The sequence below is a fragment of the Vibrio sp. Vb1729 genome (assembly GCF_033338655.1).
Classification (GTDB): Bacteria; Pseudomonadota; Gammaproteobacteria; order Enterobacterales; family Vibrionaceae; genus Vibrio; species Vibrio alginolyticus.
The window spans coordinates 1-13,289 of the sequence record NZ_JAWOTB010000013.1; the positions used below are offsets into that span (position 1 = coordinate 1).

General features: G+C 45.3%; 12 protein-coding genes. All 12 read right to left on the minus strand.

The genetic code is table 11. From position 1 onward, the window contains the following. Positions 1-95: 95 nt before the first annotated feature. Entirely contained in the window at positions 96-1,082 is a 987-nt protein-coding gene (gene rpoS / locus R7E29_RS08805; RefSeq protein ID WP_005380887.1) for an RNA polymerase sigma factor RpoS, read from the minus strand. A gap of 80 nt (positions 1,083-1,162) precedes the next feature. Further along, on the minus strand, positions 1,163-2,086 hold the full coding sequence (locus R7E29_RS08810) for a peptidoglycan DD-metalloendopeptidase family protein (RefSeq protein ID WP_054577173.1): 924 nt from the start codon (positions 2,084-2,086) through the stop codon (positions 1,163-1,165). A 13-nt stretch (positions 2,087-2,099) separates the two neighbouring features. After that, positions 2,100-2,726, minus strand: a complete 627-nt coding sequence (locus R7E29_RS08815) for a protein-L-isoaspartate(D-aspartate) O-methyltransferase (protein WP_005380892.1) — start codon at positions 2,724-2,726, stop codon at positions 2,100-2,102. Then, entirely contained in the window at positions 2,726-3,502 is a 777-nt protein-coding gene (surE, locus tag R7E29_RS08820; protein WP_005380894.1) for a 5'/3'-nucleotidase SurE, read from the minus strand. Before surE ends, R7E29_RS08815 begins: the two co-directional genes overlap by 1 nt. Next, entirely contained in the window at positions 3,502-4,545 is a 1,044-nt protein-coding gene (truD, locus tag R7E29_RS08825; RefSeq protein ID WP_017821624.1) for a tRNA pseudouridine(13) synthase TruD, read from the minus strand. The genes surE and truD overlap by 1 nt, the downstream gene beginning before the upstream one ends. Positions 4,546-4,590: 45 nt before the next feature. Beyond that, positions 4,591-5,067 (minus strand): 2-C-methyl-D-erythritol 2,4-cyclodiphosphate synthase, encoded by a 477-nt coding sequence (gene ispF, locus R7E29_RS08830; protein WP_005380896.1) that lies wholly within the window; start codon positions 5,065-5,067, stop codon positions 4,591-4,593. A gap of 14 nt (positions 5,068-5,081) precedes the next feature. Beyond that, the gene (gene ispD, locus R7E29_RS08835) at positions 5,082-5,789 is read right to left on the minus strand and encodes a 2-C-methyl-D-erythritol 4-phosphate cytidylyltransferase (RefSeq protein WP_017821625.1); all 708 of its coding nucleotides are present in this window, start codon (positions 5,787-5,789) and stop codon (positions 5,082-5,084) included. Between the two features lies 1 nt (position 5,790). Continuing rightward, entirely contained in the window at positions 5,791-6,072 is a 282-nt protein-coding gene (ftsB, locus tag R7E29_RS08840; RefSeq protein ID WP_005380907.1) for a cell division protein FtsB, read from the minus strand. A gap of 547 nt (positions 6,073-6,619) precedes the next feature. Then, on the minus strand, positions 6,620-7,921 hold the full coding sequence (eno, locus tag R7E29_RS08845; RefSeq protein ID WP_033907438.1) for a phosphopyruvate hydratase: 1,302 nt from the start codon (positions 7,919-7,921) through the stop codon (positions 6,620-6,622). 78 nt (positions 7,922-7,999) lie between these two features. After that, positions 8,000-9,640: a CTP synthase gene (locus R7E29_RS08850; protein WP_021034029.1), complete on the minus strand. Its 1,641-nt coding sequence runs from the start codon at positions 9,638-9,640 to the stop codon at positions 8,000-8,002. Positions 9,641-9,845: 205 nt separating this feature from the next. Then, positions 9,846-10,649: a nucleoside triphosphate pyrophosphohydrolase gene (gene mazG / locus R7E29_RS08855; RefSeq protein WP_053306773.1), complete on the minus strand. Its 804-nt coding sequence runs from the start codon at positions 10,647-10,649 to the stop codon at positions 9,846-9,848. 349 nt (positions 10,650-10,998) lie between these two features. Next, positions 10,999-13,218 carry a GTP diphosphokinase gene (gene relA / locus R7E29_RS08860; protein WP_005380915.1) on the minus strand — a complete coding sequence of 740 codons (2,220 nt, stop codon included), beginning with the start codon at positions 13,216-13,218 and terminating at the stop codon, positions 10,999-11,001. Positions 13,219-13,289: the final 71 nt, after the last annotated feature.

The following is a 13,289-nucleotide window of genomic DNA, read 5'->3' on the forward strand; positions in this document are numbered from 1 at the left end:
CTTTAAAATACAAAACGCCCGATGAAGTACATCGAGCGTTTTAGTTAAAAAGTGTCAACCCATATCAGGACGGGTCATAGTGAAATACGGATTATTTAATCGTCTTCTACGTTAAACAAGTTTTCCATATTCAAACCTTGTTTGATTAGGACTTCACGAAGACGACGTAAACCTTCCACTTGTATTTGACGTACTCGCTCACGTGTCAGACCAATCTCTCGACCAACTTCTTCCAGCGTCGAAGGCTCGTAGCCTAGTAGGCCGAAGCGACGTGCAAGCACTTCTTTCTGTTTCGGATTCAACTCTTCTAACCAATGAATCAACGATGATTTGATGTCGTCATCTTGAGTCGAAACTTCTGGATCAGAGTTGTTTGCATCAGGAATAATATCCAGCAGCGCTTTCTCACCGTCACCACCGATTGGCGTGTCGACAGAGCTAATACGCTCATTAAGGCGTAACATTTTGCTTACGTCTTCGACTGGAATATCTAATTGAGCAGCAATTTCTTCTGCGGTCGGTTCGTGATCGAGCTTTTGAGAAAGTTCACGCGCAGTACGCAGATAAATGTTCAGCTCTTTCACTACATGGATAGGTAGACGGATCGTGCGAGTTTGGTTCATCAACGCTCGCTCTATCGTTTGTCGGATCCACCACGTTGCGTAAGTAGAGAAACGGAAACCACGTTCTGGGTCGAATTTTTCGACCGCTCGGATCAAGCCGAGGTTACCTTCTTCAATCAGATCAAGTAGTGCTAGACCACGGTTACTGTATCGACGAGAAATCTTAACAACCAAACGTAGGTTACTTTCGATCATACGTTTGCGTGCCGCTTCGTCGCCACGTAGGGCGCGTCTTGCGTAAAGCACTTCTTCTTCGGCAGTAAGTAAAGGTGAGAAGCCAATTTCGCCCAAATACAACTGAGTTGCATCTAAGCTTTTACTGCTCGCGTCAAATTCTTCACGCGCAGTCGCTTTGCTTTCTGTGGATGATGATCTTTCGAGTTCGTTATCAATGGTCTTCACTGACGCATTATCAAATGCAAACTCTTCAACTTTGGTTACTGTGTTGCTGATACTCATAACGCCTCCCCCTGGCGAGTTAGCAAGACATGACAACTCAATATGTCGCTAAATGATGTCGCAAGTTGTTTTTCAAAGTTTTAAGGCAAATAGCGTTTTGGATTCACTGATTTACCTTGATAGCGAATTTCAAAGTGTAGTTTGACCGACTTTGCACCTGAACTACCCATGGTGGCGATTTTTTGTCCGCTTTTTACGCTTTGTCCTTCTGTGACCAGCAGTTTGTCATTATGTGCGTATGCGCTTAAATAATTGTCGTTATGCTTTACTATAATTAAGTTGCCATAACCTCGTAGCGCATTGCCTGAATAAACGACTGTGCCGGCTGCGGTTGAAACGATAGGTTGACCACGCTGTCCTGCGATGTCGATACCTTTATTTCCCTGTTCTCCCGCCGAAAAGTTCTTGATTACTCTCCCTTTTGTTGGCCACAACCACTTTGAGACTTTATCACTCTTTTCTGTGGTAGTTGGCGCTTTTTGCTTCACTTTTTGGTTATCTTTTGAACCAACATACTCCTTTGTTTTCGATTGTTCAACCTTCTTTGGAGGCTGTTTTTGTACGACTTTAGGCTTAGTCTCTGTAGGTTTTTGACTAGAGTTTTTACTCGAAGGTTTAGGTTTAGAGGCTGTTGATGTTTTCGTCACTGGAGCTGGGGGTGTCGTAACAACAGGAGCTACAACGGGTTCAACTTTTTGACCATATTTAGGGGCGACATATTTCGGAGCCCAAAGTTTTAGCCTCTGTCCTGGGTAGATAGTGTAAGGCTGAGTTAACTCATTGTAACGAACAAGATCATTTACATCTTTATCTGTGACATAAGCTATGAAGTAAAGCGTATCGCCTTTTTTTACCTCATAATAACTCCCTCTGTAACTCCCTCTTTCAAGGCTTGAATAGTCTTTTTTTAGGCTAGAGACAGGTGCAGGGGAATGCGCTGCACAACCAACTAGTCCTGCAGCAAACACAAAGCTAATACCAATATGACGTAGTAACTTATTCACCTATCCCTAACCCTTAAGCTAAATCACCCGCAACCAGAGGTACGAACCGAACCATTTCTACAACGGTAGAGAGATATTCGTCTCCCTTACGCTCTATTTTTAATAACTGTTGCTCCGTATCTCCAACAGGAATGACCATTTTGCCGCCATCTCTTAATTGTGAGAGAAGAGCTTGGGGAATCACTTCAGCGGCAGCGGTAACAATGATAGCATCGAAAGGACCTCGCGCTTCCCAGCCCTGCCACCCATCAGCATGCTTAGTTGAAACATTGTAAATATCCAATTGCTTCAGGCGACGCTTTGCTTCCCATTGCAACGATTTAATTCGCTCAACGGAGTATACATGATCAACAATTTGCGCCAGTACCGCGGTTTGATAACCCGATCCCGTTCCGATTTCCAGAACACGACTCGCCGGCTCTAGCTCAAGCAACTCGGTCATACGCGCAACGATATAAGGCTGAGAAATAGTTTGTCCCTGACCAATTGGTAACGCATTGTTATCATAGGCTTGGTGCATCATCGCTTGAGAAACAAAGCTTTCTCGTGGCAAGCGTTGGATAGCATCCAGAACTCTTTGGTCTTTGATGCCACTGGAGATAAGAAACGCTATCAACCTGTCAGCATGTGGGTTACTCATTACTTCTCTTCCTTTAACCAACTATCCATAGCACGCAGCGACTCGTGAGCGGTGAGATCAACTTGCAGAGGCGTCATTGAAACTCGGCCATGCTCAATTGCATAAAAGTCCGTGCCCTCTCCTGCATCTTGCTCCTTTCCTGGTGGCCCTAACCAATAAATGTCATGGCCTCTCGGATCTTTCTGCTTGATCATATTCTCTGCGTGATGACGTGCACCTAAACGCGTAACTTCAATTTCACCTAAATTCTCTGATGGTAAGTCAGGCACGTTTACGTTCAGTAGACGATTCGTTGGAATCGGCGACGCTAAATGCTGTTGTACAATTTGACGTGCAATTTTAGCGGCGGATTCGAAATGTCGCTTACCCACTAGAGAAAAAGCCACCGACTGAACGCCAAGGAAATGACCTTCCATGGCTGCTGCTACTGTTCCAGAATAAAGAACATCATCACCCAAATTAGCGCCATGGTTGATTCCTGACAGAACAAGATCAGGCAAATCATCTTTCATTAGCTCATTCAGCGCGAAATGCACACAATCCGTGGGCGTGCCTTGCACTGAGTAGATATTTGGGGCAATTTCTGTCACGCGTAATGGTTGTTCTAATGTGAGTGAATTCGAAGCACCTGAACGATTTCGATCAGGTGCGACAATGGTCACTTCAGCGATATCTCTCAACTCATCAGCGAGGGCATGAATCCCTTGAGCATGAACACCATCATCATTGCTGATTAAGACTCTTAAGGGCTTCGGGTTTCGTGAATCCTGTTCCATTAGTATTCTCTTTCTACTTCAACCTCATTAACTAACTCACGAACAATAGAGGTCGCAAAAGATCCCGCATCCAGTGAGAAAGTCAGCGTAATGTTGTTACCTTCAACCGTCCAAGCTAAATCTTTTGGCTTCAGCGCAATATCGCGACGATCGTGGCGCATGCGATTACCACGAATCAGCGCCATGAGGTCAGGCTCTTCGTCTAAAAACGGTTGCTCTAATGCCAGAGCCTCGGCTTGAGTAGGCAGTGCATTATCGCCAGCAAGCGCAGCGGTAATTGCCGCTTCACCTTGTGCAAATTGCACTTGCAAATCAGTGATGTTGTTTGCATCAATCAACTGAGTGCCAGAATTCGTCTGTGCAATGTCACCATCAATGAACTTATCAAACACACAATTCTCTAGACGAGCTGAAACGATGCGGTTGAAAATCCACGAACGAGCCGCTGATAAATACATGCTTCGCTTGTTTTGATTGCGGGTACGAACGTTTTCGCGTCCCCATCGACGTGCTTCTTCAAGGTTGTTGCCATCGTTACCAAAACGCTGACTACCAAAGTAGTTTGGCACGCCAACTTGTTTCACTTTTTCAAGACGTTGCTCTACATCCGCTATATCTGTCACTTCAGACAAAGTAACCACGAACTCGTTTCCTACTAGGTCACCAGGACGCAGTTTTTTATTGTGACGATCTGTTGCAAGGATTTCGATACTTGGGTATTGAGCCAAAAACGCTGAAAAATCTGGCGTTTCACCTTTTGGTAAATGGACACTTAACCACTGTTCCGTCACCGCATGACGGTCTTTAAGACCCGCCCAGCTAACGTCTTTCGACTTAACACCACAGGCTTTTGCTAACTCGTTAGCAACGAAGCTGGTGTTCTCGCCCGTTTTACGGATACGAACCATTAAGTGCTCGCCTTCGCCCGTAAAGGCAAAACCTAAATCTTCGCGAACCTGAAAATGCTCTGGCTGCGCTTTAATTTTTGCCGATGCAACTGGCTTACCCGTTAGGTAAGCCAATGAAGATAAAATGTCTGACATGATGTGTTTCCGCTGATATCACAGCTTAGAGGAGCAAATTGCTAGTTATTGCTTAAACAGAAGTACAACGGCTTCCGTTGCAATGCCTTCTTTGCGTCCAGTAAAACCGAGACGTTCTGTCGTCGTCGCTTTTACGTTAATGTTACTAATGTCGGTTTCTAGGTCTTCGGCTATCGCCGCACACATTGCGTCAATGTGTGGTGCCATTTTAGGCGCTTGTGCCATGATGGTTACATCAGCATTGCCAAGACGGTAGCCTTGCTCTTTAACTCGACGGTAAACGTCTTTCAGTAATTCACGACTGTTTGCGCCTTTCCATTTATCATCCGTATCTGGGAAATGACGACCAATATCGCCGGCAGCAATCGCGCCCAGCAGAGCATCCGTTAACGCATGCAACGCTACATCGCCATCTGAGTGAGCAATCAAACCTTGCTCATAAGGGATTGCTACACCACCAATAATGACTGGGCCTTCACCACCGAATTTATGTACATCGAAACCATGACCAATTCGAATCATTTTCTATCCTTTCTTTATTCGCCGCGCTCACGGCTTAGATAAAACTCGGCTAACGCAAGATCTTCTGGCTGAGTGATTTTTATATTGTTCGCATTCCCTTGAACTAAGGCTGGCTTCTCGCCTAACCATTCCAAAGCCGAGGCTTCATCGGTAATGGTTACACCCTGTTCTAATGCGTCAGCCAGTGCTTGAGTAAGCTGCTGAGTTTTAAACATTTGTGGAGTAAGTGCATGCCACAATGCTTCTCTATCTACCGTATGATCGATATCTTGTACTGCGTTTGCTCGCTTCATTGTATCTCTCACAGGAGATGCGAGAATGCCACCCGTTGAGTGGGCGCAGCAAACATCAATCAAACGGTCAATGTCGGATGTTAATACACATGGCCTCGCAGCGTCGTGGACTAATACCCACTCGCTTTCCAGATGCTCATTGACATAGTTTAGCCCTGATAACACAGAGTCTGCTCTTTCTTTACCACCAGCTACACGAATCACATCTGGGTGCTTAGCAATGGACAATTCTGGGTAATATGGGTCGCCGTCAGTAATGGCAACGACAACCTTAGAAATATTTGGGTGGGAAAGCAGTTTCTCTACGGTATGTTCCAGTACCGCTTTACCTTCGATCAATAAATATTGCTTAGGGCGATCTGCCTTCATTCTGCTACCCACACCCGCAGCTGGCACAATTGCGATATGCGATGAGTTCATATCCAACATTTTAATGGTTTTCCTCACCTATAATGCGGTAAAAAGTCTCGCCATCTTTAACTAAACCGAGCTCATGACGCGCACGTTCTTCAATCGCATCAAGACCTTGCCTTAAGTCATCAATCTCAGCGAACATTTCATTGTTGCGAGCTTGTAGCTTGCTGTTCACTTGTTGCTGAACTTCAATTTCATCTTTTACTGTGTAGTAGTCAGACACTCCGTTTTTACCAAACCATAGAGTGTATTGAAGCAAGCCAAACAGTAGCGTAAGGGCTATAACAAAGATTCGCATATCGCTGCTAACATTCTGTACCGGAAGGAATTAGATAAGGTGACATATATAGCATAAATGCGAGGTTGCCTCTAGGGGAGAAAGGGAGACTCACACGCTCCTTACAAGAAATAAGCAGCAAAATGAAACAAGCTCATAGGAAGCGCTCCTTACCCATGACCAAAGTAAGAGCCAAAAATACAAACCTATAAATACAAAAAACCGCCGTAGCGAGGGTTTCAAAAAGCTATTTAGCGAAACTTTACTCAATAAGAATTAAGCCTGACCTTTAACTTCTTTGAGACCACTTCCTTGAAACATGGAGGAGCGCGCTCACTTAGAGCTTCCGTCATATAAAAAACGCCCCGCAAGTGCGAGGCGTTTTCAAAAGCTTTAATTTAAGCCGTTAACTCAGTTAAGAATTAAGCTTGATCTTTAACTTCTTTAAGACCGCTTCCTTGAAACATGGAGGAGCGCGCTCACTTAGCGCTTCCGTTATATAAAAAAACACCCCGCCAAAGCAGGGTGTTTTAAAAGCTTTAAGTTAAGCTGCTAATTTAGTGAAGAATTAAGCTTGACCTTTAACTTCTTTAAGACCGTTGAAAGGAGCGCGCTCACCTAGAGCTTCCTCGATACGGATTAGCTGGTTGTACTTAGCAACACGGTCAGAACGGCTCATAGAACCAGTTTTGATTTGACCTGCAGCTGTACCTACCGCTAGGTCAGCGATAGTTGCATCTTCAGTTTCGCCAGAACGGTGAGAGATTACTGCTGTGTAACCTGCGTCTTTAGCCATCTTGATTGCAGCTAGAGTCTCAGTTAGAGAACCGATTTGGTTGAACTTGATAAGGATAGAGTTAGCTACGCCTTTCTCGATACCTTCAGCAAGGATCTTAGTGTTAGTAACGAATAGATCGTCACCTACTAGTTGAAGCTTGCCACCTAGTAGTTCAGTTTGGTGCTTGAAGCCATCCCAGTCAGACTCGTCTAGACCGTCTTCGATAGAAACGATTGGGAATTGGTTAGCTAGCTCAGCTAGGTAGTGGTTGAACTCTTCAGAAGTGAAAGTTTTACCTTCGCCTTTCATGTTGTAGATGCCAGCTTCTTTGTCGAAGAACTCAGATGCAGCACAGTCCATAGCTAGAGTAACGTCTTTACCTAGTTCATAACCAGCAGCTGCAACAGCTTCTGCGATAACTTCTAGAGCTTCAGCGTTAGATTTAAGGTTAGGAGCGAAACCACCTTCATCACCAACTGCAGTGCTGTAGCCTTTAGACTTAAGAACTTTAGCTAGGTTGTGGAATACTTCTGCACCGATACGTAGACCTTCTTTAAGAGTCTTAGCGCCAACTGGTTGGATCATGAACTCTTGGATGTCAACGTTGTTGTCTGCGTGCTCGCCACCGTTGATGATGTTCATCATTGGTAGAGGCATAGAGAACTGACCTGCAGTGCCGTTTAGCTCAGCGATGTGCTCGTATAGAGGCATGCCTTTCGCAGCAGCAGCAGCTTTAGCGTTTGCTAGAGAAACAGCTAGGATAGCGTTAGCACCGAATTTAGATTTGTTTTCAGTGCCGTCTAGTTCGATCATTACTGCGTCGATTGCAGCTTGGTCTTTAGCGTCTTTGCCAACTAGAGCTTCAGCGATTGGGCCGTTTACAGCTTCAACTGCTTTAAGAACACCTTTACCTAGGAAACGTGCTTTGTCACCGTCACGTAGCTCAAGAGCTTCGCGAGAACCAGTAGATGCGCCAGATGGAGCTGCCGCCATACCTACGAAACCGCCTTCTAGGTGTACTTCAGCTTCTACAGTTGGGTTACCACGTGAGTCGATGATTTCACGACCTAGAACTTTAACGATCTTAGACATTAATGTTTCCTCTCGTTTCAAATATAAATGTCAATCTTAAAGGGCAGCAGCACAACCTTCGCCGCCGCCCGTATCCTTTTACTTCTCGAATTCGCCGCGTGCGTTTTGGCCCGCAGCCTTAACAAAACCTGCAAACAATGGATGTCCATCGCGAGGAGTCGAGGTGAATTCTGGGTGGAACTGAGCCGCTACAAACCATGGGTGAGCTGGGTTCTCAATCATTTCCACTAACTTCTTGTCCGCAGATAGACCTGATACTTTTAGGCCTGCTTTTTCGATTTGCGGACGAAGCACGTTATTCACTTCGTAACGGTGACGGTGACGTTCATGGATCGTCGCGCTACCGTACAGTTCACGAGCTTTAGTCCCTTTCTCTAGGTGACACAGCTGTGAACCAAGACGCATCGTACCGCCTAGGTCAGACTTTTCAGTACGCTCTTCTACGCTACCTGATTCGTCTACCCACTCTGTGATCAAACCTACCACAGGGTACTTAGTCTCTTTGTTAAATTCTGTTGAATGTGCACCTTCCATACCCGCAACGTTACGCGCGTATTCGATTAGTGCAACTTGCATACCCAAACAAATACCTAGGTAAGGCACGTTATTTTCACGTGCATATTGAGCCGCACGGATCTTGCCTTCAATACCACGATCGCCGAAGCCACCTGGTACTAGGATTGCGTCCAAACCTTCTAGAAGTTCAACGCCTTTTGTTTCGATATCTTGTGAGTCTACATACTTAATTGTGACGCTTAGGCGGTTTTTCAAGCCAGCGTGTTTAAGCGCTTCGTTCACAGATTTGTATGCATCTGGTAATTCAATGTATTTACCAACCATACCGATGGTTACTTCACCAGTAGGATTTGCTTCTTCGTAGATAACCTGTTCCCATTCAGAAAGGTCTGCTTCAGGAGCAGTAATACCAAAGCGAGCACACACAAGGTCATCTAGCCCTTGAGATTTAATCAACTGAGGGATCTTGTAGATAGAATCTACATCCTTCATTGAAATTACTGCTTTTTCTGGAACATTACAGAACAGTGCGATTTTTTTACGCTCATTCGCAGGAATAACGCGATCGCTACGGCAAACTAGGATATCTGGCTGAATACCGATAGATAGAAGTTCTTTTACAGAGTGTTGCGTCGGCTTAGTTTTCACTTCGCCCGCTGCCGCTAGGTAAGGAACAAGTGTTAGGTGCATGAACATTGCGCGCTCACGGCCTAGCTCAACAGCTAGCTGACGAATCGCTTCCATAAATGGTAGTGATTCGATATCACCAACAGTACCGCCAACTTCAACGATAGCCACATCATGGCCTTCAGAACCTGCAATAACGCGATCTTTGATTGCGTTAGTGATATGAGGGATAACTTGAATAGTTGCGCCTAGGTAGTCACCACGACGTTCTTTACGAAGTACGTCGGCATAAACACGACCTGCAGTGAAGTTGTTACGCTTGGTCATCTTGGTACGGATGAAACGCTCGTAGTGACCAAGGTCAAGGTCAGTCTCTGCGCCATCTTCTGTAACGAACACTTCACCGTGCTGAGTAGGGCTCATTGTGCCCGGGTCAACGTTGATGTAAGGGTCAAGCTTCATCATAGTCACTTTAAGACCACGAGCTTCTAGAATAGCCGCAAGAGATGCTGCTGCAATACCTTTACCTAGAGAGGATACAACCCCGCCAGTAACAAAAATGTAATTTGTCGTCATGTTTAACCTGAAATTGGTTGAATGAGGGAAATGGAGTGCTTCTGGACGGGAGATAAATATACCAGAAGCTCCTTACCGCCACAACGTGAAATCTATCACACCGTAATTTTTTATTTTTTGCTTCAAATCAAAGTGAGCAAAGACAAACCAAAGTCCGTTTTCGTGTAACCAAACAAGCGGACCTTATATTATGTATTCTGCCAGTTTACCTCTGCCTCGATTCTTCTTGTTTTACTTCATCCCAAAAATGGTCGAGTTCTGATAAAGAACAATCTGTGAGTACTTTGCCTAACTGCTGGACCTTGCCTTCAACTTGTTTAAAACGTCGCGCAAACTTTACGTTTGCTTTTCCTAGCGCGACTTCTGGGTTTTTATCAAGGTGGCGAGCCAAATTGACAGTCGCAAATAGCAAATCACCGAGTTCCAACTCAACTTTCTCTTCATCGGGCTGAACTTGCAGTGCCTCTTCCATGACTTCGTCAATTTCTTCTCGTACTTTATCGACAACCGGGCCAAGTGAATCCCAATCAAACCCAAATTTTGCACATTTTTTCTGAATTTTTGTAGCACGAGAAAGTGCCGGTAAAGAGTTTGGTATTGAGTCTAGGATACTTTCTTCCGCTTTGCCTACTAGGGCTTTTTCTTTTGCTTTTTCCGCTTCCCAGTTCGCGTTAATTTCCTCGTCAGATTCAAACTCAACATCTGAAAAAACATGCGGGTGGCGACGAGTCAGTTTTTCGTTCACGGTTTCGACGACATCCGAAAAGTCGAACAGCTCTTGCTCTTTCGCTAGCTGACTGTAAAAAATCACCTGAAACAACAAATCCCCTAGCTCTTCTTTTAGATTGAGCCAATCTCGATTTTGAATCGCGTCCACCACCTCGTAGGTTTCTTCTATTGTATGCGGAACGATGGTGTCAAAGGTTTGTTTTAAGTCCCAAGGGCAACCGTTTTCGGGGTCACGCAGCTTCGCCATGATTTGTTCTAACTGTTCAATTGGATGACTCATTTTTTGTTCCTTTAAACCTTTCTATTAAAGAAAAAGGTGAGCAGCCAAAACCACTCACCTTCTACATTATATTTTCTCAGCAGCTTTCACTAAGTAATTGTTACTTTGACAAGGCAACAAGTTTTCGCGACTCCTGAGCATAGCCTACTATGTGATGCCCCTGAGCCGGCACGTCGGAATAAGTGCAGCTAACGCAGATAAAAAGCCAAATATGACGCAAGTGTAACTCTGTAAATAATTGAAGTTGTAGCTAGGCGACAAACAAACGAGACTCCTGAGCATGGTTCACCATGTGATGGAGCGAGTGCGTGCAGTCAACAACGCTACAACGATAACTATGACGAGAGTTTTAGCCGAGGCGTTTCACCGTCATGACATCCTTGATCTGTTCCACACGTTTCGAAACCCGCGAAAGCACCTCAATATTGGTGACTTCTAGGTCAAAGTCCATGATGGCAAGTTGACGTCTGTAGTCGACTCGGTTCTTCATACTGGTCACTTTGATCTTTTCGTTGGCGAACAGTGTCGTAATGTCTTTGAGTAGACCACCTCGCTCCATCGCTTCAACACGCACGGTGAGGATGTATGACCCCACAAAGCCGCTGCCCCAGACTGTATCGATGATGCGCTCTGGCGCATGATGGCGCAGTTCTTCTAGCTGTTCACAGTCACTACGGTGTACTGAAATCCCACGACCTTGCGTTATGTAACCAGAGATATCGTCACCTGGAATTGGCTGACAGCAACGTGCTAGATGTGTCATTAGGTTATCGACGCCTTCTACTACAACTGCGTCTTTTTTCGGTCGGCTTTGCGCGGGTGATTTATGCTCAGCTTCTTGCAGTTTTTCCAGTGCTTGCTGATCTTCTTCCTCTGCCGTTGGCTTGTTAACTAACGCGTTGATATGATTAATTATTTGGTTGATACGCAAATCACCGCTACCTACACCAACATACAATTCATCTGGTGTTTTGACGTTAAACCGCTTGAGGGCGTAATGCTCTGCATCTTTTAACGTTGCGCCAATTTTGGCTAACTCATGCTCAAGGATTTCACGACCTGCTTCAAGGTTCTTCTCACGGCTTTGTTTTCGGAACCAGGCGTTAATTTTGGCACGCGCACGACCAGAATGAACGAAGCCTAATGATGGGTTTAACCAGTCACGTGATGGGTTAGGTTCTTTCTGAGTGATAATCTCGACTTGGTCACCCATATGTAATTTATGCGTGAATGGCACAATACGACCTCCGACTTTGGCACCGATACAACGGTGTCCCACTTCGGAGTGAATGTGATAGGCAAAATCTAGCGGCGTTGCCCCCATTGGCAAATCGACAACATCACCACGTGGTGTAAAGGCATAAACACGGTCATCAAAGACTTGGCTACGCAGCTCATCGAGCATTTCGCCAGAGTCAGACATTTCTTCTTGCCAATCCAGTAGCTTACGCAGCCACGTGATCTTCTCATCATAACCGCTTCGGCTGCTTGCCCCTTCTTTATATTTCCAGTGCGCGGCAACACCCAGCTCCGACTCTTCATGCATTTGCTTGGTACGAATCTGGATCTCGATGGTTTTGCCTTCTGGCCCTAGAATTACGGTGTGGATCGATTGATAACCGTTTGGTTTAGGGTTAGCAACGTAGTCATCAAACTCGCTCGGTAGGTGCTTGTATTTGGTGTGAACTACGCCTAAAGCCGCGTAACAATCTTGCAGTTTGTCTGCGATGATACGCACTGCTCGCACATCAAACAGCTCATCAAAGGCCAAACTCTTTTTCTGCATTTTTCGCCAAATGCTGTAGATGTGCTTAGGTCGACCACTCACTTCGGCATTGATGCCCGACACTTCCATTTCGTGCGTGAGGTCTTCAACAAAGTCTTTGATGTACTGTTCACGAACAATGCGTCGCTCAGAAAGCTGTTTGGCAATTTGTTTGTAAGTTTCCGGTTGTTGGTAGCGGAAAGCGTAATCTTCAATTTCCCATTTCAGCTGACCGATGCCTAATCGGTTTGCTAGCGGCGCATAGATGTTGGCACACTCTTTTGCCGCCGCACGTCGAACTTCATCTGGCGCTTTTTTAACTTCAATAAGATTACAAATTCGTTCCGCGAGCTTGATAACTACGCAGCGGAAGTCATCCACCATGGCAAGCAGCATACGGCGTACGTTATCTACCTGAGATGACGCTGCACTGCCTTCCATGTTGACGTTGAGTTGGCCAATAGCAGCCATTTCTTCAACGCCGTCGATTAATTTTATGATTTCTTTGCTGTATTTCTCTTCCAGAATTTCTCTGTTAAAAGCACCACTTGAAACCAAAGGAAACAGTTGAGCAGCCACTAAAGTGGCTTGATCCATAGACAAGGTGATCAAAATTTCGATCATTTCTCGTCCACGCCACAACAACAGCTCCGCTTGCTCGTTATCAGCTAATACCGTCTGGCAATCTCGATATACTTCGATTAAGCGTGAGGCTGTGTTTTTCTCTTGTCCTAGGCTAGCCACCCAGTTTTCGAGTTCAAACTGTTCATCTTGGTTTAAATGCGCGCTTCTTACCGCAACCATCTCATCATCCTAATTATTATATTCGTGTGGTTTGACTAACACCGTCCAGGTTAGTTCTTTTTACCGCGCGT